The organism is Geminocystis sp. (assembly GCF_041753295.1).
GTDB lineage: Bacteria > Cyanobacteriota > Cyanobacteriia > Cyanobacteriales > Cyanobacteriaceae > Geminocystis.
On sequence record NZ_JBGSUU010000066.1, the window covers coordinates 1 to 24,647 of the forward strand.

Genomic DNA, 24,647 nt, shown 5'->3' on the forward strand with positions numbered 1-24,647 from the left:
TTTTTGAAATTAGAGCTTGTAACTGTATAATACTACCCTGTTTTTTGAGCAAAAATGCCTAAAACTACGCACTTTTTTATTAACTTAACGATGCCCCAAGCCTTGATTTTAATAGCTTTCTGATTTATTCAGCAAACCCTACTTACTAATGAATAATTTTTGAGCAAAAAAAAATCCCCCAAAAGGGGGTAAAAAACAAGATAATTAATACACTTCAACGTGCCAACGTTCTTCTTTTTTCATTTGTTTGCGCATCTCATCCCACTTCATACCTCTTTTTTCGGCTTCGGCGGTGAAAGTTTCGGAAATTGGTGGCTCCATTCCTTTTAAACCACACATATAAACATGAGTATTCGGTTTTTGAATTAACTCAAACATTTCGTCTGCATATTCACTAACACGACTTTGAACATAAACTTTACCACCATCGGCAGTACTTTGTTCACGACTGATAGCATAAGTTAAACGGAAATTATCAGGATATTCTGCCGCCATTTTCTCTAAATCTTCTTTATAGAGAATATTCTCGGTGTAAGGAATACCAAAAATTAACCATGCTAAACCTTTGAATTGGTAATCAGGATTTTTCTCTCTTTCTTTAAACATACGCCATAAAAACGCACGGAAAGGAGCAATACCCGTACCTGTGGCTAACATGATAATAGTTGCATCTTCCTCTTGAGGTAATAACATTTCTTTACCTACAGGACCAGTTATGGCTATATCTGCACCTTCATCTAAGTTACATAGATAAGTAGAGCAAACACCTTTTACCGTTTCCCCTGCTTCATTTTTATACTCTAATTGACGCACACACAAGGAGACGGTTTTACCATCTAGGCGATCGCCATGACGAGTAGAAGCGATGGAATAAAGACGTAATTTATTAGGCTTACCTTTATCATCAGTGCCTGGAGGTATAATACCAATACTTTGCCCTTCTAAATAGTGTAAATCACCACCAGAAAGATCGAAAGTCAAATGACGTACAGTACCGCTACCACCTTCGGCGACTAATTGATAGTTTTCTAAACATTTACCCACAAAAGGATTATTAGGGCGATAAATATTTACTGGTACTTTAACAGGTTGATGGGATTTAGCTTGAGTCATAGGTTCAGGATTTGGAGTAAAATCAGAACTATAACTGAGACTATTAGGAGGAATAGGAGTATTAACGCCCATAGGAGTAATTTTAATAATTTTCCCCCCTAGACGATTAATCCGATTCATTTCTTGATTCATCCGAGCATAAGGCACTGCAATAAAACTACTGCCACTATTTCGGATAGAATAGTCTAAGTTATTGCTTCCTTGGTTTGCAATACCAACAACCTCAAAGAGAAAACGACGTTCTTCTATATTAGAATTGTTAGCAAAAGTTTTGACTGTTTGAAATTTTTTCATTAACTAAATAACTCCTTTTGTTTTAACCTTCAGTTTGAGTCGCCGCAACTAAAGGAGTAACAACACCAATAGGGGAAATATTAATAATGTTGCCACCTAAACGGTTAATGCGATTCATTTCGTAATTCATACGAGAATAAGATACAGCAATAAAAGTATTACCGCTTTGACGAATGGGATAATCTAAGTTGTTATCTCCTTGTTGTGCAATACCTGTCACTTCAAATAAGAAACGACGTTCATCCACAGAAAGATTATTAGCAAAAGTTTTTACAGCTTTTGAATTTCTCATATCCTTAATATACTCCTGATTTTATGAAATTAAAGTAAAGTTTGTCTTAAAATGCTTATCATGTCAAGTTTTCACCACATAAATCTTATCGGTGAAGCAACAAAATATCAGCTTAATGTCAATCTTACCAAAATGAGGGGTCAAAACATTTTTCTATGGTAAAGTTTAACCTTCTCTTTGATGATTCTTTTATTTTTGTACTCTAACTATTCGTTACTTTTCCCACAATTAAAATAATAATGATGCTTGGAATTAACCAAATAAAAAATTCTTTAATTCTTGATTTAATTTTGAGTTTAATAGATTTTGTTTCTGGAAAAATAACTTGACGATAAAGATAATTTAAAGAATAAGTAAATAAAATTACCATTAGTTTTGCGATTAAATCATAAGATTGATCATAATTGAAAAAATAAATTGATAATGATTCAATAATTATTCCTAGACAAAAGAAACTAGCTAAAGGTAAATTTAATGCCATAGGCAAAAAGATTAATTCTGGTTGAATAAAAGCACAAATAGCATAAATTAACATCCAAAATATAAACCATAATAAACTAATAATAAAATTTTTTACCTTAGACTTTTTGAGGGTAATTAATTCTTTTTTTTGAAAATATTTGAACAAATGATGAGAATTCATTGCATTGGTTTTAATAAAATAAATTGGGATTCAGGGATAAATATATTTTCAAAACAATGAGATAAATCACTAGAATTTTCTCCCATGGGGCAATAATTATTATTTTTTTCGATTAAATTAAGTTGAGATAAAGTTTCTGGGTTTACTAATAAATAGGAAGAAGATTTAATTAAATTTTGCATTTCTTCTAGGTTAGCAGGTATCACTTGATGTTCACTATAAAAATTCATCGAAGGTCGTTCGTAATCAAAAGAAATATAAACATTTTCCTTAAATTTAACTTCTTTTTTAACTATGGCGGCTACGGGTTTTACTGGGTATGCTTCGTTTAATTCCCATAACCAATAATCAGAACTAAAAAACACCATTAAAGACACATACATTCCCCAAAATAACACAGGAATAAATTGTTGATCTTTTTTGAATAAAAGAATTGTGGTGACGGAAAAAGTAATTAATAATAATCCTAAAACCGTTAAAAGATTTTGGTTATATGGTTGAGTTAAAAGAAAATAGAAAAATCCCCCCGTTATGGCAATACTTAACAAAAGAAAAAACTCTTTCCATAAAGGAGGATAAGATTTAAAAGACGGTAAAGATTTTATTTTTCCTAAGGCTACTCCCGCCGCTATGGATAATACTGGATATATCGGCATGATATACCAAGGTAACTTTGTTCCCATTATGGAAATAGCTAGTAAATAAGCACCACTCCAGACGATAATAAATTTTGCCCAACTCCAATTACGTTTCTGCCATGCGATCGCCAAGCCTGAAATAGAGATAAAAAGCCAAGGATGGGGATATTTTAACAATTCTAACAAATAATACCAAATCGGTCCTTGATGGCCTTCTACGGCGGTAAAAACACGATTTACCGATTGATTTTTAATAGATGTATTAATAAAATCTTCACCATAATATTGATATTGAGCCCATTGCCACGCCACCACAGGAAAAGCACCTAAAAGTAAACCTATCCACAAATAAACTGAAGAAACTAATCGAGGAGTATCCCAAAATAAGAATAAAAAAGTAATAGCAATAAATAAAATACCCATCAGCCAACCTTTACTAAGGCAAATTAAAGCAAAACTCAAACCAGCTGGTAAACACCAACGTAAATCTCGTCTAGCTTTTAAAATACATAACATCAATAAAATTTGAAAACATAATACCGCACCATCAAGCATTGCTAATCTTCCGTGACGAACCACAGGCATGGTAGTAAGATAAACTAAAGCCGAAAAGATGCCATAATAGCGGGGTAAAAATAACTCCCTAGTTAAAGAATAAAGCAAAGGCACAGATAAAGCCGTTAAAGAAGCGCCCACAATACGAGTAGTAAATTCATTAATGCCACCAAAACTATAGACTAAAGCCGTCAAACTATGAATTAAAGGAGGTTTATTGAAATATGGTTCATTCCAAATAGTAGGAAAAAGCCAATGTAAATCTGAAAAAGAAGATTGATAAATTTCCTTAGCAACCTGAGCAAAAGTACCCTCATCCCAATCTCTTAAAGGTAAATCACCTAAATGAAAAGAGTATAAAATTATCGCAGCAATAAAAAGACTAAAAAAAGAAAAAAACTCTAACCAACGCTCTTGAGATTTTACCCTATATTTAGGAATATCTGATGTAAAAAGATGACGATTCATAATGTGATAATCGATAATTGATAATCTTCTATTAGTTAATGGGATAACATATATTTTAAGTTGATAATTGAGAATTGATAATTGATAATGAATAACTACTGATTTGTGATGCCTTTAAACCTTTTAAATTAGATAAAAAAATTATCATGGATGAATCGTCTGCTCTTACCATACAGATTATCATAACCGTTGTAGCAGGAATTAGCGCTCAAGTATTAGGAGAATATCTAAAAATACCAAGCATAGTTTTTTTGCTAATCTTTGGTGTTGCTTTAGGTAGAGATGGGTTAGAAATATTACATCCAGAATTATTAGGAGTTGGTTTAGAAGTTTTAGTGGCTTTAGCTGTGGCAATTATTCTTTTTGAAGGAGGATTAAACCTAGAATTAAAAGAATTAGGGCAAGTTTCAGGAAGTATCCGTAATTTAGTTACCATCGGTACATTAATCACCTTTTTAGGCGGAGGAATGGCTGCCCATTGGTTAGCAGAATTTCCTTGGCAAATAGCTTTTTTATACGCCTCCTTAGTGGTAGTAACAGGGCCGACAGTCGTAGGTCCACTTTTAAAACAGGTAGCAGTAGATAGAAGAGTTGCAACATTGTTAGAAAGTGAAGGAGTTTTAATCGATCCTGTAGGGGCAATTTTAGCAGTCGTAGTATTAGATACCATTCTCAATCAATCTCCTAATTCCTTAGAAATTATCTCAGGGTTATTATTTCGCTTAGGAGTCGGTGCTATTATTGGTGGAGTTAGTGGTTGGCTACTAGGCACATTTCAGAAAAAAGCCAATTTTGTTGCCGATGATTTAAAAAATTTAGTGGTATTAGCAGGAGTTTGGGGTACATTTGGACTATCACAAACCATTATTAGCGAATCAGGATTAATGGCAACGGTAATCGCAGGTATCGTTTTAAGAGCCTTTGGTATTCCAGAAGAAAGATTATTATTACGTTTTAAAGGACAATTAACCGTATTAGGAGTTTCTGTTTTATTTATTCTTTTAGCCGCAGATTTATCTATTGCCAGTATTTTTGCCCTTGGTTGGCGAAGTGTTTTAACAGTATTAATTTTAATGTTACTCATTCGCCCTTTAAGTATCTTAATTTGTACTTGGGGAAATGGCATGAATTGGCGACAAAAATGCTTTTTAGCTTGGATTGCACCCCGTGGCATAGTTTCTGCTTCCGTGGCTTCTTTATTCTCCATTTTACTCACCCAAAATGGCATTAATGGTGGTGATTCCATCAAAGGATTAGTTTTCCTTACCATTATGATGACAGTATTTATTCAAGGTTTAAGCGCTGGTAAAGTAGCGAATCTGTTGAAAATAACCTCCGCCCAAGCTACAGGGGTAATGATTGTTGGCTGTAATCCTTTAGGGCGATTAATTGGTAAATTATTTCAAGCTCAAGGAGAAACTGTCGTATTAATTGATACAGATAAATTAGCCTGTGAAAAAGCCAAAGAAGACAACTTGCCTGTATTTATAAGTAGTGCGTTAGATCCTCAACTATTAGAAGAAGCTCAAATCGACTCTATGGGTACTTTAATTACCCTTACAAGCAACGGAGATGTTAATTTAATGATTGCACAAAGGGCATTAGAAGAATTTTCTCCTCCAAAAGTTTTAGCTATATTCCCCAACAATAATGAAGAAAATAATCTTAAAACCAATAAACAAAAAATTAATCAGGCTTTTGTCGCTGAATTTTCCCTCAAAACATGGAATCAATATCTCCTAGATGGACAATTTAAGTTAGGTAAAACTATTATTAAATCCAATACCCTAGATTTACAACAAATTCATTTACAAACTATGATTAATAGTGGTGAATTATTACCTTTATTAATGAAAAGAAAAGGCAAATTAGAAATATTAACCGCAGGAGAAGAATGGACAATTGGCGATGAAATTATTTACTTATTACACGATTCTCGCCCAGACTTATTAAAACGTTTATCTGGCACAATGCAATCTTCTCGTTTTTCTTTAAATCAATTACCAGAAGTAGAAGAAATACCTCTAATTTAAGAGTAGGTGTCAGGTGTCAGGTTTTAAATAATGAGTTTATAGATTATTCAATATTCTTCTTAATCCCCCGTTTCCTTTCTCTCTCCTAACTCCTAACTCCTAACTCCTAACTCCTAACTCCTGTCTCCTATCTCCTATCTCCTATCTCCTATCTCCTATCTCCTATCTCCTCTTATAATTGTGCGTGGAAAGTACGATTAACTACATCTAACTGTTGCTCTCTGGTTAGTTTTATGAAGTTTACCGCATAACCTGAAACACGAATGGTTAATTGTGGATATTGTTCTGGATGATCCATGGCATCTAATAAGGTTTCTCGGTTAAAAACGTTAACATTAATATGATGTCCTGTATCGTGAAAATAACCATCTAACATTCCTGCTAGGTTATTAATTCGTGCTTCTGGGGTTTTACCTAAAGCATTTGGCACAATGGAGAAAGTATATGATATACCATCTTGAGCGTGCTCGTAAGGTAATTTTGCCACAGATTCCATAGATGCGATCGCCCCTTTTGTATCCCGCCCGTGCATAGGGTTAGCACCCGGTGCAAAAGGATCACCAGCTTTACGTCCATCAGGCGTACTACCAGTTTTTTTGCCATAAACCACGTTAGAAGTAATGGTTAAAATAGACTGAGTAGGGGTAGCATTACGATAAGTTTTATGTTTACGAATTTCATTCATGAATTTTTTGACTAATTCACAAGCAATGGTATCCACACAATCATCATTATTACCAAATTTAGGATAATCTCCCTCTACTTGATAATCTACAGCTAAACCATTATCATTACGAATTACTTTTACTCGACTATACTTAATAGCAGATAAAGCATCAGCAACTACCGATAAACCAGCAATACCACAAGCCATTGTACGGTAAACATCTCGATCATGTAAAGCCATTTCGATGCGTTCATAACTATATTTGTCGTGCATATAGTGAATGACATTGAGGGTATTTACATATAATTTTGCTAACCACTCCATCAAAACATCTAACTTAGCGGTTACTTCCTCATATTCAAGATATTCTGAGGTAATAGGAATATAATGAGGTGCGACTTGTACACCACTATACTCATCAATACCACCGTTAATAGCATATAACAAGGCTTTAGCTAAGTTTACCCTTGCACCGAAAAACTGCATTTGTTTACCGATTTTCATGACGGAAACACAACAAGCGATGGCATAATCATCACCATAATCGGGGCGCATTAAATCATCATTTTCGTATTGAATCGAGCTTGTATCAATAGAAACTTTCGCACAATAACGTTTAAAACTAACAGGTAATCTTTCCGACCATAATACCGTTAAATTTGGTTCTGGTGCAGCTCCTAGGGTGTATAATGTGTGTAAAAAGCGGAAACTATTTTTAGTTACTAACGCTTTTCCATCAGCACTCATACCGCCGAGGACTTCTGTAACCCAAACAGGATCACCTGAAAATAGTTGATTATACTCAGGTGCTCGTAAAAAACGAACCATCCGCAACTTGATTACAAATTGATCTATCAATTCTTGGGCTTGAGTTTCAGTAATAACGCCGTTATGTAAATCTCTTTCAAAATAAACATCAAGGAAATTTGAAACACGACCAAGAGACATTGCTGCTCCATTTTGTTCTTTAATGGCGGCAAGATAAGCAAAATAAGTCCATTGCACTGCTTCTTGAGCATTATTAGCAGGTTGACTGATGTCAAAACCATAACTCAAAGCCATTTCTTTTAACTCATTTAAGGCTTTAATTTGCTCGGTAATTTCTTCCCGAAGGCGAATTATATCCTCGTCGATAACATCATTCTCCAGAGAAATTAATTGCGCTTGTTTATCTTTAATGAGAAAATCAACGCCATATAAAGCCACTCGACGATAATCACCAATAATACGCCCTCTACCATAAGCATCAGGTAAACCAGTAATAATGCCAGATTTACGTGCTTTTTTCATGTCGGTAGTATAAGCAGAAAAAACACCATCATTATGAGTTTTACGATATTTAGTGAAAATTTCTTCCGTTTCAGGATTGATTTCATAACCGTAAGATTTCAAGGATGTAGCTACAACTCGGATGCCACCAAAAGGCATAATTCCTCGTTTAAGCGGTTTATCGGTTTGTAAACCAACAATTTTTTCTAAATCTTGATTAATATAACCTGCAGAATAAGCCGTAATAGTAGAAGGAATTTTGGTTTCCACATCTAAAACGCCTTTTTCCCTTTCTTCTTTCATTAATAATTTAACTTCTGTCCATAAATTATTAGTCATAGAAGTCGCTTCTGTCAAAAAAGATTCATCGCCATCATAGGGTGTATAATTTTTTTGAATAAAATCTCTGACATTAATTTCCGTTGTCCATTTACCGAGAATAAAACCTTGCCAAGCTATATTTGAAGTGTCTTGTTTAGCTTTAATGGTGGTTTTTTCTGTGACATTAACCATAAGTTATGATCTAGTATTTTGTTTTGATGTACTAGGCCTCCTTTACTTATTATTATACTCCATTCCTCCAGGGCAAATCTTTAGATTATTTGAAGATTTTAACCCAAACTTGCTAGGATGAATAAAACTTCAATCTTTGTTTATTTTTATGGCATCAGCGACAGAGGTGAAAAAATATCTAGCATATTGGCTTCAACTAGGGAAAAAAATTTTGATTCCTAGTCGTAATCTGTCTTTATTGCCTTCTAAAATTATCTGTGGCGAGGGCTATAGTATAGAATTTGAACAATGCTGGGAATTAGTAGCGGATAAAAAAACAGGAGATTGTTATTTAGAAGGTACAAAACAGACTATTCAACAACTATTATCATCAAAATGGGAAATAAGTAATTGCGCTCGTTGTGCAATGCCAGTACCAATTATACAATTAGGAATACAAGATGCTGATTGTGTTTGTAGTGACATAAAAAATTGGCCTAATAATGAATTACCTAAACCACGAGAGCCCATTAATAGTAAAGATAAGTTAAAAAATATTCAAAAATCTTTAAAAAACAATCTCTAAAAAATCAAAATAGCCAAAGTGGAAAATAGGGATAAAATTAGAAGACAAAAAAATATTTATGAATTAAACTTTATACTCGTTATTTTTTTTGATTTATATCCTTTGGACTTTAAAATAGAAAGGTTGTCTTGATCTAAAAAATTCCTTAAGTAGAAATATTATGACTCAAAAGTTTGATTATGATTTAATTATTATTGGTGCAGGTGTTGGCGGTCATGGTGCTGCCCTTCATGGTGTTAAAATGGGATTGAAAGTCGCTATCATTGAAGCAGGTGATATGGGTGGCACTTGTGTTAATCGTGGTTGTATTCCTTCTAAAGCCTTATTGGCAGCATCAGGTAAAGTAAGAGAATTATCCCATCATGAGCATTTAGAAAGTATGGGAGTTAATGTTGGTGGTGTTAGTTTTGATAGAAAACTCATTGCAGATCATGCTAACAATTTAGTCAGTAAAATTCAATCAGATTTAACTAATAGTTTAACTCGTCTCAAAGTTGATATTATTAAAGGCTGGGGAAAAATTTTAGCAACTCAAAAAGTCGGCGTAATCACCGATAACGGTGAGAAAGTATTTACAGCGAAAGATATTATGTTATGCCCTGGTTCAACTCCTTTTGTACCCAGAGGCGTTGAAGTGGACGGTAAAACCGTTTATACTAGCGATCAAGCGGTGAAATTAGAATCTTTACCTCAATGGATAGCCATTATTGGTAGTGGTTACATTGGTTTAGAATTTGCTGATGTTTATACCGCCTTGGGTAGTGAAATTACCATGATTGAAGCCTTAGATAAATTAATGCCAACTTTTGACCCAGATATTGCTAAAATTGCGGAAAAAGTTTTAATCAATAGTCGTGACATCGAAACCTATACGGGAGTTTTCGCTACTAAAATTACCCCCGGAAATCCTGTCACCATTGAGTTAACCGATGCTAAAACTAAAGAAATAGTAGAAATATTAGAAGTTGATGCTTGTTTAGTGGCAACAGGAAGAATTCCAGCCACAAAAAATCTCGGCTTAGAAAACCTTGGCATTGAAACCGAAAGAGGCTTTATCCCTGTCAACGATAAAATGCAGGTATTAAAAGATGGTGAAATTGTTCCTCATCTTTGGGCAGTAGGTGATGCTAACGGTAAAATGATGTTAGCTCATGCCGCATCAGGACAAGGTATAATTGCTGTAGAAAATATGTGCGGTAATGATAAAACTATCGATTATCGTAGTATTCCAGCCGCCGCTTTCACTCATCCAGAAATTAGTTATGTAGGTTTAAATGAGCCTCAAGCGAAAGAATTAGGTGAAAAGGTCGGTTTTGAGATAACAACGGTTAAAACCTATTTTAAAGGCAATTCTAAGGCATTAGCAGAGAAAGAAACTGATGGTATCGCTAAGATTATTTATCGCAAAGATACAGGTGAGTTACTCGGTGTCCATATCATCGGGATTCATGCTTCAGACTTAATTCAAGAAGCGGCAAATGCCATCGCTAACCGTGAATCAGTACATCAATTAGCTTTTAATATTCATGCCCATCCTACTTTATCAGAAGTGTTAGACGAAGCCTATAAACGTGCTAGTTGATGATAAATAGGAGTTAGGAGTTAGGAGTTAGGAGTTAGGGGTTAGGAGATAGGAGTTAGGAGATGGGAGATAGAAGTTAGGAAGAATATTGAATAATCTATAAACTCATTTTTTGACACCTGACACCTGACACCTGACACCCGAAACCTTCCTAATAATTAAGGATTTAGGGGCAAGAATAATTGTTAATTGAATATAAATCTTGAGCAATATTAGGCGTTACAAGATGCTCAACGCTACCGCCGAATTTAGCGATTTCTTTGACAACACTACTGCTAATAAAACTCAACTCTGTATTCGTTGCTAAAAATATTGTTTCAATTTTGTTTTCTAAAGTTTTATTGATATGTGCCATTTGTAATTCTTGTTCAAAATCAGACATAACTCGCAATCCTCGTAATAAAACACCTGCCTGTTTCATTTTGGCGTATTCTACTGTTAAACCACTAAAACTATCTACCTCCACGTTACTAATATTTTTTGTACAATCTTTAATTTGTTGAATTCTTTTTTCAATGGTAAAAAGAGGTTTTTTATTAGGGTTTTTTAATACTGCTACAATTATTTGATCAAATAAAATACTACTACGATTAATTAAATCTAAATGTCCTAATGTGATAGGATCAAAACTCCCCGGATAAATTGCAATCATTGAATAAGTCGTAATTCCTAAATTTTTAATTATTTACGCTGATTTAGGTACGGAATTTAACATGATTTTACTCATGGTATTATATAAATCTTCTCGATTCTGAAAACCCTCTAATCGATGAATCACTTCTCCTCTACGAAGAATTAAAATTGTCGGTAAATTTCGTAAACGGTAACTATTAGCAAGTTTCAAATTTTGATCAGCATTTATACTGATTATTTTTAATTCCCCCTGCCATTCAGACTCTAATTTATTCAATATCGGATTAAGCATAAGGCATAAACCACACCAAGGAGCCCAAAAATTTACTAACACTGTGTGAGGATATTCTAAAACCTCTTGACGGAAAGTTTCTTGATTGATGGTAATCATGTTATGTAAAAAGATTTATCTTAAAAATGACGGTTTTAAATGGAGTCTGAAAAGATAATTATACCTTGAAAAAGTTGATTTTATCTTATCTATCATTGATCCCTTTACTATATTTTGCAAGAAAGAGTCAAATTTCATCTACTAATTTTTAAAAATTTACTCTACTTGTCGCCACCATTAACCAAGGATGTAACCACCAAAATAGTAATATGAATCCCGTTACCCCTATATAAGATAATTTAAAAAATTCTTTCACCTCCAAGGTTTGTTTTCCTTGTATTATTGCTAACATTGGTATCACTGATGTTCTTTCCTTGACTTTTAAAAATGATTCTCCATAACGTTTTGTTAGACGGCGATCGCCATGCCACACAGCAAAAAGATGATGAGCAATTAAACCAAAAGAAGTTACAAGGGTAAAAGTAGTACCTAACCAAAGACTATGAGCAATACACCAAATAACTTGTCCTACCATTTGAGGGTGACGAGAAATACGAATAATTCCCGTTTCATAAAGATGTACTTCTGGTTTAACCACTGCAGCAATTTCGAGTAAATTAAAAGTGGCGGGATAAAGAAAAATAAAAGAAATAAAAGATAAAATCCACACCGTAGTTTTAACCCCATAAATATCTTGTAGTTGCCATAGCACTAAACCTTCATAACGATGATTAAAAAAATAAATAACCAAAACAGTGGCTAAAGGGATACTGACTAAAGCGAATAAAACTCGATACAATCTTGCACCAATTTTTGACTCTCCCCACACTCTTAAGGCTGCTAAACCACTATGGGCAATGGCAAATAAAAGTAATAAACCCACCATGATAAAATGACTAGGGGTTAACCAATCAGGAAGGTTAGAAGTTAAAAAATTAAGAGAAAATTCAGCCATTAAAAAGTGGTGCATAAAGTTTATACTTAGGGAGTAGAAATATAATTAATACTTATTTTATTGTTAAATTAGATCTTATCAATTATCAGGTTAAAAATTGATCCCTATATTGTTTGAGTCTAATTATCATCTTTTTAAAACTTGATCACAAAATTATCACTATTATATATTCAAAAAATATGTCAGATATACCATTCTCCCTCGATCAATTACGGATTTTAAAAGCCATTGCCGATGAAGGTAGCTTTAAACGTGCCGCCGATAGTCTATTTGTTTCTCAACCTGCCATTAGTTTACAAATTCAAAACCTAGAAAAACAATTAGCAGTACCATTATTTGATCGAGGAGGAAGAAAAGCGCAACTGACAGAAGCAGGTAATTTATTACTTACCTATGGAGAAAAAATTATTACCCTGTGTCAAGAAACTTGTCGTGCCATAGAAGACTTACAAAATCTTCAAGGAGGAACATTAATTGTTGGAGCATCTCAAACTACAGGAACTTATTTACTGCCGAGAATGATTGGTTTATTTCATCAAAAATATCCTTATGTTTCTGTTCAGCTACAAGTACATTCAACCCGACGCACATCTTGGGCTGTAGCCAACGGGCAAGTTGACTTAGCTATTATTGGCGGAGAAGTTCCTATGGAGTTACAAGAAGTACTGCAAATAATTCCTTACGCAGAAGATGAACTAGCATTAATTTTACCACCTAATCATCCTCTTGCCGAACAAGAAACCATCGCTAAGGAAGATTTATATCAACTTAGTTATATCACTTTAGACTCTCAATCTACCATCCGAAAGGTGTTAGATCAAGTTTTAACTCGTTGCGAAATTAATACCAGTGAATTAAAAATAGAAATGGAATTAAATTCTATTGAAGCTATCAAAAATGCGGTACAGTCTGGTTTAGGTGCGGCTTTTGTGTCTATTACCGCCATTGAAAAAGAATTAAAAATGGGTATTATTCATCGAGCGCATATTCAAAATATAGAAATTCGACGTACTTTATCCGTCATAGTCAATTCTAATCGTTATCGCTCTAAAGCATCGGAAGCCTTTATTAAGGAAATTTTACCGCAATTTGCTAGTGAAAATCATTTATCATTACTAGATCAACTATCCAAAAAAGATAAAGATTGGTTGTCAGTTTAAGAAAATCATCTCCATACCCAAAATTATCATCATTATGTCCACCCAAGAAGTTTTATTAGGAAAATCTTTACCAGAGTTAACGCAATGGATTACCCAACAAGGGCAACCTTCTTATCGAGGAAAACAGCTTTATCAATGGTTATATGAAAAGGGTGCTAATTCTTGGCAAGATATGACCGTTTTTCCTCAAAAATGGCGTGAAAGTCAAGATAATAATATTATTGGGCGATCGCAGATTAACTATTGTAGTATTGCCCCCGATCAAACTCGAAAATATTTGCTCAAATTAGCTGATGGTTTAATTATTGAAGCCGTGGGTATTCCTACCAGTAAAAGATTAACGGTGTGTGTTTCTTCTCAAGTAGGTTGCATTATGGGTTGTGATTTTTGTGCCACTGGTAAAGGAGGTTTTACCCGTAATCTTAAAGCCCATGAAATTATTGATCAAATTTTGACAGTACAAAAAGAGTTTGGTGAAAGAGTTTCTAATGTAGTATTTATGGGTATGGGTGAACCGTTATTGAATTTACCTGAAGTGATTAAAGCGGTAAAAACTATTAATGAAGACATTGGTATTGGTCAAAGATCCCTGACAATATCCACTGTCGGATTGCCCCAAAAAATTTTAGAATTAGCACACCATCAACTACAAATAACCTTTGCAGTGAGTCTTCACGCCTCAAATCAGGAAGTAAGAGAAAAACTCATTCCTAGTGCGAATCATTATCCCCTTTCTCAATTATTAAAAGAATGTCGAGAATATGTAAAAATCACGGGGAGAAGGGTGACATTTGAATATATTTTACTAGCTGGAGTTAACGATTTACCTCATCATGCCAAAGAATTAGCACAACATTTACGGGGTTTTCAAACCCATGTTAATTTAATTCCTTATAACCCTATTTCCGAAGCAGATTATCAACGGCCATCCAAAGAAAGAGTTAATGACTTTTTAAACCAATTAAAACAAGAAAATATCGCTGTTAGTGTGCGTTATTCTCGTGGTTTAGAAGCTGATGCCGCCTGTGGACAATTACGAATTAGGAGTTAGGAGGAAATGGGGAGAAATACAGATAAATAATGTGTTTAACTAATTATTTAGTAAATTTTACTTATTTATTGTTGGATCTTCAGTATTAACAATGCCGTCTAACTGATCTAGTTCTATGGTGGGGCCTAAATCAATAACTTCTATATCCCATTGAGCTCGACGGGCAGTTTCAAAAACGACATAACGACCATCAGGACTAATACGAGGATTTCTCAACCAACTACGATAACCTTGAGTTAGTAACTGAGTTTGCTTTGTCACTCTATCATAAAGAAAAATATCTGGTCTTCCTTGAATACTAGAAATATAGGCAATATATCTTCCCGTACGACTAAGACTAGGACTATCAGTAATGGCATTACCTAAAGTCAAATTCGGCAATTCCACAAAAGACTGTTCCTGTAGATCATATAATAAAACTTCTCTACGACCATAACGATTTGATACCATTGCTAACCAACGGCCATCACCGCTTAAGGCAGGTTGTTCATCGTTATATCGACTATTCATCGAGGTAGATGAAAGAGATAAATTTTTAGGGGTACAACCACTAATTATAAAACTACAGGAAAAAATAACTAAAACAAAAAGTAACTTCAAGGTTGAAAAATTGCGAATCAAAAAAAGAATCAAGTTTTAGTAATCAAAATTATCAGGGTTTTTTGGATTTTGAGGATTGTCATATTCATCATTATCTAAAGGTTGATAATCTACATACTCTGTACCAACATTAGAAACTATATCACCAGCAGATTTTGGACGACGTTTAGGGATTCTTCTTGAAGAGGAAGTATCTGATGGTCTAGTACTTCTTTTTGCACTACTTCTGGATAAAGAGGAATCATCTTCCCAATGATCTGGTGTATTTCTTGGTTCATCTTCATAACGACTACGTCTGGACGGAGATGAATTATTACGACTACGACTAGCATTCGGTTCTTGATTAGGTCGAGTACGACGAGGACGGGGGGATTCTTCTTCATAGCTAGTACGACGAGAACTTGATTTATTTGGTGTACCTTGAAGACGGCGACGGGGAACTTCTTCCTCTTCATAATCCTCCTCATAACCCCTTACTTCGTCTAATTCTGCCCGATAAACCCGACTAACCGGGCGATCGCTATCTACATAAGCCGATGAACGTCCTCGCCCTTGATCTGTGGTAACTCCTCTTAAACGGACACTTTCAATGGCGAAAAAAATTGCCGAACCAGCTAACAGTAATTGACTAAACTGAAGAATCGGATCTAAACGCCAACCGTGCCAGAGTAAAATCCCACCACAAAGTAAACCAACGGCAGCGAAAAATATATCATGATCCCTAGATACTTCAGGACGTAAAGAACGCATTAAATATAACCCACCCCCAGCTAAGGCTAATAAAATGCCCAGAAGACTAGCGGAGTTAAAACCAAAATTAACCATTACTAAAACCTAAACTGCTATATTTTTATCTATCTTAACGAGATTTTTTCAATGCCATCATTGATAGTTTTTGAAGTCAATAAATAGTTGAATTGATTACTTTTTAATAGGTGGAAAAAATACTAGAATTATGAGTTTAATCAGTATTTATCCACCTGAAACAGTGCAATAACTAAATAAAATAGAATCGCTTAACGACGAATTTTATCTGCTTGACTGACGAGAATTAAACCCACAGTGGCAGGAATAACAACAATAGCGGTACCCCAAACCAAACTCCAGAGAAAATTAGCTAAAGAAGGAGTCATAATATTTTTTTACCTTGTGCTTACTAAAAATTATTAATATCATTTTACAATACAATAGATTGTTATATAAGACCAACAAAAGTAACTAATTTATGAATATAGGAATTATCGCCAGTATCATTCTAGGTATTTTATTTTTCATCATGACGATTTTATTTATTTTTCGGATTATTTTAACTTGGTATCCCAACGTTAATCTCACACAATTTCCTTATAAATTAGCTTATATTCCCACAGAACCTTTTTTACTTTTTACTCGTAAATTAATTCCTCCTTTAGGCGGCATTGATATTACTCCCATAGTTTGGCTAGGTATTTTTAGTCTATTACGAGAAATTTTATTAGGACAACAAGGATTGATTACTTTGGCTATTAGACACAATACACTGTAAGATTATTTACTGTTATCTTTCTATTTCCAAAAAAATATTTCCAAAACAAATTGTCAAGGTATTACAACTGGAGATTCCCAAATAAGTCGAAAGTTTTTTAAAATTGTTGATAATTGACAATTGATCATTGATAATTGACAATGGTTTCATTCAAAGTTTAAAACCTCCCTTTTTAATTCCATTGTTCAATAGTGAAGAATTTAATCACAGGAAACGTAATAATTATTCATTGTTAATTGTCCATCGTCCATCGTCCATCGTCCATCGTCCATCGTCCATCGTCCATCGTCCATCGTCTATTGTCCATCTTATTTCACCCTTGTTTAATTATTTTGTTAACCCTATTAAGACTGTGAAAAATAACAGCTTACCACCGCAGAAAATATCCCCCATAAATGAATTTTTTTTCGCATTAATTGGTTTAATGTTGACTATTTTTGGTACTTTTATTGAAGTATTTGTAGTTTTACCCACTTCTAATGATTTAGAAAATTTAAAACCATCTTCTCTCGGTATTACTTATCAATTAGCTGGAGTTTTTTTTACAGGATTAGTAGGAGGAAAAAATGCTGCCGCTTATGCTCAAATTGCTTACGTTATTATGGGATTATTTAAGTTACCCATTTTTTATCAAGGTGGTAGTTTTGAGTATTTTCAGTATCCTAGTTTTGGTTATATTTTAGGATTTATCCCCGGTGCTTGGTTATGTGGGTTTTTAGTTTTACCCGGAAAACGTCGCTTAGAATTATTTGCCATGAGTGCTTTTTTAGGTTTATTAGTAATTCATCTTTGCGGTATTGTTTATCTTATTCTTTATACTTTTATTACTCCTTTCTTTGGTAATGTTTTAAGTGATACTTATTTATGGGATGCTATTAACTGGTATTCTATCACTCCTTTTCTTGCTCAATTGGCTTTAATTTGTGCTGTATCAGTGATAGCTTTTATTCTTAGAATTATTTTATTTTATTAACTAATTTAAAATAGCTATTAAATTAAAGTAATTAGCTATTAGCAAATCAGTATTAAATATTAGCTGAAATTCTAAAAACTAAACCTTTTATTTCCCATTGCTTAACATTTATATTACACAGTAATACTATTTTAGTTGTAAAAAAAATAAGAAGTTAATTTCCCCAAAATTGGGCGGATTAGGAAGGCAAAATTCTCACAAATTATTTACTATTACTCTATAAAAAATAAATTAAATTATAAAACTTATTATTAAAAATATTGAAAAATGATAAAAACTTATGAAAAAAATTTTTACTTTTGGGTAGTAGCAATTACTGCTTTAATTTTAGATCAAATTACTAAATATTTAATCACAAAAAATTTTCAAAATGTTGGCGAAACTTTTCCCTTATGGGAGGGAGTTTTTCATTTAACCTATGTACAAAATACTGGTGCCGCATTTAGTTTTTTTCGAGGCGGTGCAGGTTGGCTAAGATGGTTATCTTTACTTGTTAGCTTAGGCTTAATGATTTTTGCTTGGCGAGAAAAATTATCAAAAGTTGAACAATTAGCCTATGGTTTTATTTTAGCAGGTGCTTTAGGTAATGGCATTGATAGATTTTTATTCGGCTATGTTGTTGACTTTCTCGATTTTCGCTTAATCAATTTCCCTGTTTTTAATATTGCTGATATGTGTATTAATATTGGAATAATTTTCTTAATTTATGCTACGATAAAAGCAAGTAATTAGTCTCATTATTTATCTTAAAATATCAATTATTAATTGTTAATTATCAATTCTTATCATGGATTTATCTCTAGTTATTCCTATTTATAATGAAGCCGAAAATATACCTCTTTTAATAGATGCTATTACTAACAGTTTAAAAGACACTAAATTAACTTATGAAATTATTTGTGTTGATGATGGCTCTCAAGATAAATCTACTGATATTTTAAGAGAAATTGCGCAAAAAAATCTCTATGTTAAAGCAGTAATTCTAAGGCGAAATTACGGGCAAACTCCAGCTATGGCTGCTGGTTTTGAAACCGCAACAGGAAAAGTCATTATTACCCTTGACGGAGATTTACAAAATGATCCTGCTGATATACCCTTATTATTAAGTAAGCTAGAGGAAGGCTATGATTTAGTTAGTGGTTGGCGAAAAAATCGTCAAGATGATGCTTTAACTCGACTTTTACCCTCAAAAATCGCTAATATCATTATTGGTAAAATCACAGGAGTAAAGTTACATGATTATGGATGCTCTCTTAAAGCATATCGCAAGGAGTTAATTGCGGATCTTAATTTATATGGTGAATTACATCGTTTTTTACCAGCTTTAGCTTATATTGAAGGGGCAAAAATCACCGAAATTCCTGTTAATCATCATCCAAGACGTTTCGGTAAAAGTAAATATGGTTTAGGACGAACTTTTCGAGTCATAATGGATTTATTAACTGTGTTTTTCATGAAAAAGTTTCTCACTCGCCCTATGCACGTTTTTGGCTTTTTTGGCTTAATTTCTCTTATTTTAGGCATTTTTATCGGTATTTATCTCACTTTTATTAAATTTGGTTTTCATCAAAGTATTGGTGCTAGACCTTTATTGATATTATGTGTCTTATTAATCTTAACTGGGGTGCAATTATTTTCCTTTGGCTTGTTAGCAGAATTACTTATGCGCACTTATCACGAATCCCAAAAACGCCCTATTTATCGAATAAGAGATATTTTTTCTTCTTAGATTCTTTTTCTTTCTTCTTTCTTTTGTAATTCATTATTTAAAAAATTTGAAAAAAAAGGAAAATTTCCTTGTGTCTCGTTGACTTTTGTGTTATTATTTAGACAATAGAGATATTATCTTTTTTAAACATAGACAGTGATGTTTTTATTGTAAGATTATATCTCTATTATTACGAAAAAAAAAGGAAAAGTCAAGGGAAAAATAAAATTTTTTTTGTGATTGAATTTAAAAAGTTGCATATTAGATTAATTGAGGAGAGAGGAGAAATCTCTAAGAATAAAGGTTTTTAAGCTAGAAGTAATAGATAAAAGTATATAACTATTTAACCTTTCAAAGACATTCAGACAAGAGAGAAGAGACAACGAAGATTATTAATTATTTTTATTGCTCTTCTACCGTAGTTACGATAAATTAATATTCAATAGTAGTTAGGTTAGAAAGTTGGCACTATAAGGATTATAATAATTAACAATTAAATTTGTGTTATAGATTGATTCACCTGATAGCTGATACCTGATAGCTGATACCTGATACCTGATACCTTTTTCAAGGAATAATTTATCAGGAAGAGAAGTAACAGAGGCATTTTTATTAATTTTAAAACCCACAATCTATTTTATTTTGCGTTGATAGTTAACTTATGCTGATGAGAAAAACTTTGATTAAGTAAACTAAATTGTGATTTTAAATAGTCTAAATTAACAGGAAGATTACCATAACGCCATTGTAAATAATTATTAGTAATTAACATGATAATTTCTAGTTGTTCGATGGTTAAAAATTCGGTTAAAGTATGAGCATATTCTAAAGGAGTTTGAGCTGGATTTTTGATATATCCTTTATCTGCTAACAAATCTAACATTTCTCGATACAATTTTTCTGTAGGGTTAAGTTTAGCTAATTTCAGACGATATAATATTTTTTGCATAAAATTCCACCCTAGCCAACTAATAAAAGTAAGAATAATTAACCCTAAAAATCCCATTAAAATACCGACTAAACTTCCTGTTAAAAATTGCCATAGTTTAACTATCCAATTTGCACTAAAAAGGTTAGTAATAAGATTAAATATCTTGCTAAATAAAATAGTAATAAAGCTGGTGATAGGAGAAGGCAACCAACTTGCAACCCAATGCCATAATTGCCCTAAAACTCCGAAAGTGTTGTCATCTTCAAAGGATGGTGGTATAATTTCATGACCGGGTAAAGGATCAAAGTAATGCCATCCATAGTTAGGAAAGTAAACTTCCGTTAAGGCATGGGCATCGGTGTTATGTACTACATAATAACCTGTAAAAGGGTTAAATTGTCCACTAGCAAAACCGACAACTAAACGAGAAGGAATATTAAGCGATCGCAACATCATGGTGTAAACTGTAGCAAAGTGATCTGGATAACCTCCTTTATTTTGAAAGAATGCTAAAGTTAAGTCTTCTCCTTCTTTAAGTAAAGGAATATTAGGTTGAATTTGATAATTTTGTTTGATAGCTTGGGCTAAATATAAGGCTTTTTCATAGTTAGATGTTAATGGGCGAGGAGATTTTGCTAATAATTCTTCGGCTTTTTCTTTGATTTTGTCTTTGATTGATGGTGAGATTTCTAAATAGTATTTAGTGATAGATTCGGGATAATTATTTCCTGTTTGTTTTAAATTTTCTTGACTTCTATAGGGGACTTGTGATATTGTGGTATAGGTTAAACCCTCAATTAATCCTGATGGCGATCGCAAACTACCTTCAGTATCTACAGCAATTTGTTCGGTAGGAAAGTAAAGGAATTGAGGATAGTTTAAAATGGGAATAATATTGGGTAAATCAGAAACAACGGTAAAGGTTTGAATAATTCTGCGAGTTTCTCTTTTGGTAAAAGGGACATTCAAATTAAAGGTATAATTCCAAGGATTACGGTTAATATCCATAGTTTTTTCTTCTCTGGAAATTTTCCACCCCTGTCCAGTATAATGGTCAAAGGCTAAAACTCTCCAAAAACCGGGTGCTTGAGAGCGTATTCTCAACAAGATTTTTTTCTGAAGAATACCGCCTTGTAAATTTTGATTGATTGTGGTGTTAAAACCATAATAGGAATTATCAGGATTGTCTCCACTGCCTCCATCTCCCATTAAGTCTCCGTCACCGTTACGACTACCATCAGGATTATAACCCGGGCTAACAATGCCTCTACCTTTGTCGTTAGGTTGAAAAGTTTTTTGTAATCCTTCAGGTGCATTTACAGGAAAAGTTTGTAATTGATAACCTTGATAACGAGGCAGAATGGCAAATAAGGATAACCCCAAAACCATGACAATTAAAACAAAGCTAGTTAACTTTTTGGGAGATAAAGGGGAATTTTGCCACCATTGTTGTTTTTTCTGGGGATTTTTTTCCCGTTGATGGTGTTTAAATTCGCTTTCCCATGTTTTTAATCCCATTCGGGAGCGATAATCTAATATCATGGTGGGAATGGCGATGAATAAAAATAGTAATAACCAAGGTGCGAAGGCTAAAGTTTGGGATAATGTAGCGGATACTCCTATTAAGATTAAACCAATTATCATGGAGTAACCTAAGTCTTTTCTTCTGGGTAAATCAAAGCTGTGTAAGACTTGCAATTGTACTAAAAATTCTGCTAATACTAAGCGATTATCAAATAAACTTTCTAATAAGTTGCCTAAAAAGATCACTAATGCTATGATCATGGCGATCGCTAAACCAAATTTAAGACTGATATTTTTTTTCTTGCGTCTTCGCCAACTAATAAAAGCGCCTAAAATACTTAAAGGAATCGCCCAAAAACTCATCATTGATTCACCCCTAGCGGCAACATCTGTGGCAATAATTCCCACAATTACCATAGTTTGCACTAAGATTCGGAGTAAAATAGACTCTTCTGTTTTGGGGGGAGGAAAAGATTTTATTTGCTGGGTAATACCTTTAATAGTAGGGCGTTGGCGTGATTCTTCCATGATAATTTATTCATGCGAGTTGAATGATGTTGTCTTATTAAATATTTTGCCTTTGTGTGCAAAAACGGAAAAAAAGACGCAAAATTTGTTTACTATTTGCTATGTTAATTGATCAAAGGGTACAAAAATCAAGTTAATATTTTATTATTACCTATTATTCAGTATAAAAAATTTTATTGTTAATTTATCAAACTCAATTATGAATCAAAATCTAGTTATAGAAAAAGAAAAATTAGAAAATCCTCCCCTAGACATTCACTATTTAGGAGACAAAGTTTTACGTCAACCTGCTAAAAGAGTAGCAAAAATAGATGATAGTATCCGAGAATTAGCCAAAGAAATGTTGCAAACCATGTATAGTGAAAATGGAATTGGTTTAGCCGCGCCTCAAATCGGTATCAATAAACAGATAATTATTGTTGATTGTCAACCAGATAACCCCGATACTCCTCCCATGATTCTAATTAATCCCGAAATCAAAAGAATTAGTAAAGATTTATGCGTCATGGAAGAAGGTTGTTTAAGTATTCCTCAAGTATTTTTAGAAGTTATTCGCCCTCGCACCATTGAAGTTAGTTATAAAGATGAATATGGAAAACAACGGAAAATAAAAGCTATGGGATTATTATCGAGAGTTATTCAACACGAAATAGATCATCTCAATGGAGTATTATTTGTAGATAGAGTGCAAAATAATTTTGCATTAACGGAAGAGTTAAATAAAAAAGGCTTTTCGGTTTCCGCAGTAAAACCCATTACAATGAATAATTGACAATATACAATGAACAATGGACAATAGACAATAGACAATGAACAATTAATTAAAGTAATAGTTTATATTAGAAATAAATACTATTTTATTGTTGATTTTCTATTAACTATTCATTATCAATTATTAATTATTAATTATTAACTATTCACTATAAAAAGTATGAATAATCAAGGAAAAGGATTCGGTTTCGGTTTAGGTAAAATGAAAGAGTTAGCCAATGCCTTTCAAAAAGCGCAACAAATTCAAGAAGATGCGGCTAATTTACAAAAAGAATTAGAAGTTATGCGTATTGAAGGGCAAAGTGCTGATGGTTTAGTTGTAGTTATTGTGAGTGGTAATCAAGAGCCTCAATCTGTAGAAATCAAAGACGAAGCCTTAACTAAGACTGCTTCGGAATTATCTGAAATTGTAACAGAAGCGGTTAAAGATGCCCACCAAAAATCTACAGAAATTATGCGAGAAAAAATGGAAGCCTTAACTGGTAATTTAGGTTTACCCGGAATGTAAAAATAAGTAATAAGTAATAAGTAATAGGTAAAATAATTTAATTTTAAAATGGGAAAAACTAAGTTACTTTTTGTTTGTTTAGGTAATATTTGTCGATCGCCTTCAGCGGAAAACATCATGAATTATTTAATCGAAAAAGAAGGTTTAACAGATAATTTTGAATGTGATTCTGCTGGTACATCAAGATACCATATCGGGGCATCTCCTGATAAAAGAATGAGAATGGCTGCCCAAAAAAGAGGGATAGAATTAAAAGGAAAAGCAAGACAAATAGAAGATTTTGATCTTGAATATTATGATTTAATTTTAGCGATGGATAAGTCTAATTATATTGATATTTTATCTCTTGATCGTACTAAAAAATATAAAGATAAAATTAAGTTAATGTGTGATTTTACCACAAAATTTAAAGATAAAGAAGTACCTGATCCTTATTTTGGAGGAGAATCAGGGTTTGATTATGTTATTGACTTATTATTAGATTCTTGTGAAGGATTATTAGAATATTGCAAAAAAAATTATCATTAAATAAATATATTTAAAAATTAAAAATAACATTAATTTAAGATAAGAAAGTATCAAATTTTATGTAATTATTACCTATTCTTTATTTTCTATAAAACCTGAGTTTTAAATATTAATATAAGTAGCAAATATTTAGCCGACAAAATTAAGGCAAAAATAAGTATTAAATAAAAGTAAAATATTGTGAAAAAAATTAATTAATTATCATTTTTTATTAATTCTTATTACTATCTCCCTATTCCACTGATAATTTTATGGTTTACTCAGTTATTTTTGAACCATTCTAATAGAT

At 32.9% G+C, this 24,647-nt stretch carries 24 protein-coding genes; 12 read left to right on the forward strand and 12 right to left on the reverse strand.

The annotated features are described in order from the left end of the window. Window positions 1-204: 204 nt before the first annotated feature. The 4 genes from petH to ACEW8E_RS06970 form a co-directional block, all read right to left on the reverse strand. Window positions 205-1,407: a ferredoxin--NADP reductase gene (gene petH, locus ACEW8E_RS06955; protein ID WP_373479615.1), complete on the reverse strand. Its 1,203-nt coding sequence runs from the start codon at window positions 1,405-1,407 to the stop codon at window positions 205-207. Between the two features lie 22 nt (window positions 1,408-1,429). Continuing rightward, window positions 1,430-1,699, reverse strand: a complete 270-nt coding sequence (locus tag ACEW8E_RS06960; protein ID WP_373479616.1) for a phycobilisome linker polypeptide — start codon at window positions 1,697-1,699, stop codon at window positions 1,430-1,432. A gap of 202 nt (window positions 1,700-1,901) precedes the next feature. Continuing rightward, entirely contained in the window at window positions 1,902-2,342 is a 441-nt protein-coding gene (locus tag ACEW8E_RS06965; protein WP_373479617.1) for a hypothetical protein, read from the reverse strand. Beyond that, window positions 2,339-4,003, reverse strand: a complete 1,665-nt coding sequence (locus ACEW8E_RS06970; RefSeq protein ID WP_373479618.1) for an ArnT family glycosyltransferase — start codon at window positions 4,001-4,003, stop codon at window positions 2,339-2,341. Before ACEW8E_RS06970 ends, ACEW8E_RS06965 begins: the two co-directional genes overlap by 4 nt. A gap of 146 nt (window positions 4,004-4,149) precedes the next feature. Between ACEW8E_RS06970 and ACEW8E_RS06975 the strand changes: the two genes are divergently transcribed. Further along, window positions 4,150-6,036: a cation:proton antiporter gene (locus ACEW8E_RS06975; RefSeq protein ID WP_373479619.1), complete on the forward strand. Its 1,887-nt coding sequence runs from the start codon at window positions 4,150-4,152 to the stop codon at window positions 6,034-6,036. Window positions 6,037-6,208: 172 nt separating this feature from the next. Here the strand turns inward: ACEW8E_RS06975 and pflB are convergent, their stop codons facing one another. Continuing rightward, complete coding sequence (gene pflB / locus ACEW8E_RS06980; protein WP_373479620.1) at window positions 6,209-8,485, reverse strand: formate C-acetyltransferase; 2,277 nt, start codon at window positions 8,483-8,485, stop codon at window positions 6,209-6,211. 148 nt (window positions 8,486-8,633) lie between these two features. Here pflB and ACEW8E_RS06985 point away from each other — a divergent pair, with 148 nt between their 5' ends. After that, window positions 8,634-9,050 carry a hypothetical protein gene (locus ACEW8E_RS06985; RefSeq protein WP_373479621.1) on the forward strand — a complete coding sequence of 139 codons (417 nt, stop codon included), beginning with the start codon at window positions 8,634-8,636 and terminating at the stop codon, window positions 9,048-9,050. A gap of 160 nt (window positions 9,051-9,210) precedes the next feature. Beyond that, window positions 9,211-10,632, forward strand: coding sequence for a dihydrolipoyl dehydrogenase (gene lpdA, locus ACEW8E_RS06990; protein WP_373479622.1), 1,422 nt, complete (start codon window positions 9,211-9,213; stop codon window positions 10,630-10,632). Window positions 10,633-10,798: 166 nt separating this feature from the next. On the opposite strand, the gene coaD is transcribed toward lpdA, so the two are convergent. From coaD to ACEW8E_RS07005, 3 genes are all read right to left on the reverse strand, one after another. Next, a complete protein-coding gene (coaD, locus tag ACEW8E_RS06995; RefSeq protein ID WP_373479623.1) occupies window positions 10,799-11,284 on the reverse strand; it encodes a pantetheine-phosphate adenylyltransferase in 486 nt (161 codons plus the stop codon). A 33-nt stretch (window positions 11,285-11,317) separates the two neighbouring features. Next, window positions 11,318-11,656 carry a thioredoxin family protein gene (locus ACEW8E_RS07000; RefSeq protein ID WP_373479624.1) on the reverse strand — a complete coding sequence of 113 codons (339 nt, stop codon included), beginning with the start codon at window positions 11,654-11,656 and terminating at the stop codon, window positions 11,318-11,320. Between the two features lie 148 nt (window positions 11,657-11,804). Then, window positions 11,805-12,551, reverse strand: coding sequence for an NnrU family protein (locus ACEW8E_RS07005; protein WP_373479678.1), 747 nt, complete (start codon window positions 12,549-12,551; stop codon window positions 11,805-11,807). Window positions 12,552-12,730: 179 nt separating this feature from the next. Between ACEW8E_RS07005 and ACEW8E_RS07010 the strand changes: the two genes are divergently transcribed. Further along, the gene (locus ACEW8E_RS07010; RefSeq protein WP_373479625.1) at window positions 12,731-13,711 is read left to right on the forward strand and encodes a LysR family transcriptional regulator; all 981 of its coding nucleotides are present in this window, start codon (window positions 12,731-12,733) and stop codon (window positions 13,709-13,711) included. 34 nt (window positions 13,712-13,745) lie between these two features. After that, the gene (gene rlmN / locus ACEW8E_RS07015; RefSeq protein ID WP_373479626.1) at window positions 13,746-14,762 is read left to right on the forward strand and encodes a 23S rRNA (adenine(2503)-C(2))-methyltransferase RlmN; all 1,017 of its coding nucleotides are present in this window, start codon (window positions 13,746-13,748) and stop codon (window positions 14,760-14,762) included. A gap of 57 nt (window positions 14,763-14,819) precedes the next feature. On the opposite strand, the gene ACEW8E_RS07020 is transcribed toward rlmN, so the two are convergent. The 3 genes from ACEW8E_RS07020 to psbX form a co-directional block, all read right to left on the reverse strand. Beyond that, the gene (locus tag ACEW8E_RS07020; protein ID WP_373479679.1) at window positions 14,820-15,320 is read right to left on the reverse strand and encodes a TolB family protein; all 501 of its coding nucleotides are present in this window, start codon (window positions 15,318-15,320) and stop codon (window positions 14,820-14,822) included. Between the two features lie 78 nt (window positions 15,321-15,398). Further along, the gene (locus tag ACEW8E_RS07025) at window positions 15,399-16,187 is read right to left on the reverse strand and encodes a Ycf66 family protein (RefSeq protein ID WP_373479627.1); all 789 of its coding nucleotides are present in this window, start codon (window positions 16,185-16,187) and stop codon (window positions 15,399-15,401) included. Between the two features lie 191 nt (window positions 16,188-16,378). Then, on the reverse strand, window positions 16,379-16,495 hold the full coding sequence (psbX, locus tag ACEW8E_RS07030; RefSeq protein ID WP_373479628.1) for a photosystem II reaction center protein PsbX: 117 nt from the start codon (window positions 16,493-16,495) through the stop codon (window positions 16,379-16,381). 92 nt (window positions 16,496-16,587) lie between these two features. Here psbX and ACEW8E_RS07035 point away from each other — a divergent pair, with 92 nt between their 5' ends. From ACEW8E_RS07035 to ACEW8E_RS07050, 4 genes are all read left to right on the forward strand, one after another. After that, complete coding sequence (locus tag ACEW8E_RS07035; RefSeq protein ID WP_373479629.1) at window positions 16,588-16,887, forward strand: YggT family protein; 300 nt, start codon at window positions 16,588-16,590, stop codon at window positions 16,885-16,887. A 181-nt stretch (window positions 16,888-17,068) separates the two neighbouring features. Then, the gene (locus ACEW8E_RS07040; RefSeq protein WP_373479630.1) at window positions 17,069-17,860 is read left to right on the forward strand and encodes a biotin transporter BioY; all 792 of its coding nucleotides are present in this window, start codon (window positions 17,069-17,071) and stop codon (window positions 17,858-17,860) included. Window positions 17,861-18,127: 267 nt separating this feature from the next. Next, entirely contained in the window at window positions 18,128-18,592 is a 465-nt protein-coding gene (gene lspA, locus ACEW8E_RS07045; protein WP_373479631.1) for a signal peptidase II, read from the forward strand. A 55-nt stretch (window positions 18,593-18,647) separates the two neighbouring features. Next, window positions 18,648-19,589, forward strand: a complete 942-nt coding sequence (locus ACEW8E_RS07050) for a glycosyltransferase family 2 protein (RefSeq protein ID WP_373479632.1) — start codon at window positions 18,648-18,650, stop codon at window positions 19,587-19,589. Window positions 19,590-20,205: 616 nt separating this feature from the next. Here the strand turns inward: ACEW8E_RS07050 and ACEW8E_RS07055 are convergent. Beyond that, a complete protein-coding gene (locus tag ACEW8E_RS07055; protein WP_373479633.1) occupies window positions 20,206-22,551 on the reverse strand; it encodes a DUF3488 and DUF4129 domain-containing transglutaminase family protein in 2,346 nt (781 codons plus the stop codon). A gap of 199 nt (window positions 22,552-22,750) precedes the next feature. On the opposite strand from ACEW8E_RS07055, the gene def reads away from it, so the two are divergent. The 3 genes from def (at window position 22,751) to ACEW8E_RS07070 (ending at window position 24,358) form a co-directional block, all read left to right on the forward strand. Continuing rightward, complete coding sequence (gene def / locus ACEW8E_RS07060; protein WP_373479634.1) at window positions 22,751-23,323, forward strand: peptide deformylase; 573 nt, start codon at window positions 22,751-22,753, stop codon at window positions 23,321-23,323. Window positions 23,324-23,482: 159 nt separating this feature from the next. Next, window positions 23,483-23,830 (forward strand): YbaB/EbfC family nucleoid-associated protein, encoded by a 348-nt coding sequence (locus ACEW8E_RS07065; protein WP_373479635.1) that lies wholly within the window; start codon window positions 23,483-23,485, stop codon window positions 23,828-23,830. Between the two features lie 48 nt (window positions 23,831-23,878). Further along, the gene (locus ACEW8E_RS07070) at window positions 23,879-24,358 is read left to right on the forward strand and encodes a low molecular weight protein-tyrosine-phosphatase (RefSeq protein ID WP_373479636.1); all 480 of its coding nucleotides are present in this window, start codon (window positions 23,879-23,881) and stop codon (window positions 24,356-24,358) included. Window positions 24,359-24,647 lie beyond the last annotated feature (289 nt).